At 38.2% G+C, this 897-nt stretch carries 1 protein-coding gene; it reads left to right on the top strand.

The features are described 5' to 3' along the window. The first annotated feature begins 34 nt into the window (after window positions 1–34). Window positions 35–880, top strand: coding sequence for a type IV secretion system protein (locus tag ACFIJR_RS09105; RefSeq protein WP_375652220.1), 846 nt, complete (start codon window positions 35–37; stop codon window positions 878–880). Window positions 881–897: the final 17 nt, after the last annotated feature.

Below are 897 nucleotides of genomic sequence, written 5' to 3'. Positions count from 1 at the left end.
ATAAAAAGTTGAAAATTCATTAAAGAGGAATTCCATGGACTTTACAGTGTTCACGCAACTTTTCACTAAAATTGATCAGATAACAAATACATATGTCACGGATCTTTCCTCAAAAACAATAGCTACAATTACACCCTTTGTTTCAATCGGTATCACAATCGCTTTCATCATCTATGGTTGGCTCATCATTCGTGGCGCTATAGATATGCCTCTCTCCGGATTTGTAAATCGTTTCCTACGGATAAGTATTATTACTTCAATAGCTCTTACCACAGGACTTTATCAAAATGAAATTGCGAGTTTAATAACACAAATGCCCTATGAGTTATCAAAAGCGCTCATAACAAATCCACTCGATAATACACAATTAATGAATTTACTGGATAAAGCAGCAACCAAAGGATTTCAATATGCAGGACGTCTTTTCCAAGAAACTGTCTTCTTCGAAGGCAATGGTCTGCTTTACAGTCTCTTAGGCATCATCATCTTGCTGGCAACAAGCCTCGTCGTAGCAATCGGTGGTGGTCTCGTGCTCCTGACAAAACTCGCTATTACACTTCTCGTAGGATGGGGACCTCTCTTCATCGTTGCTTTGCTCTGGCAACCAACTCATCGCCTTTTCGAGCAATGGATAATCCAAGTCGTCAATTATATAATCCTCTTTCTACTCTTAGCGACTGTATTTAATCTGATGATGAATATCTTTGCAAACTATTTGAGCGATATGAAACTCGATTACGACCAGAATATAAGCTTCATGTTTGGGGGAGCTATCGTCTTGTCTATTATATCCATCATGCTGTTACTCAAACTATCAAGCGTTGCCAATTCTCTCGCAAAAGGAATTACATTTGGACATCTATGGAGACATAGAAACTAGATGAGATAAAAAGCAAT

Source organism: Bartonella sp. OD88NMGDW (genome assembly GCF_042193775.1).
Lineage (GTDB): Bacteria > Pseudomonadota > Alphaproteobacteria > Rhizobiales > Rhizobiaceae > Bartonella > Bartonella grahamii.
The sequence above is the reverse complement of the archived record's forward strand: the minus strand, read 5'-3'. Positions and strand labels throughout refer to the sequence as shown.

Bases quoted from the DNA above. Each gene is read 5' to 3' on its own strand.
- ACFIJR_RS09105 (WP_375652220.1), top strand. From the start codon at position 35: ATGGACTTTACAGTGTTCACGCAACTTTTCACTAAAATTGATCAGATA.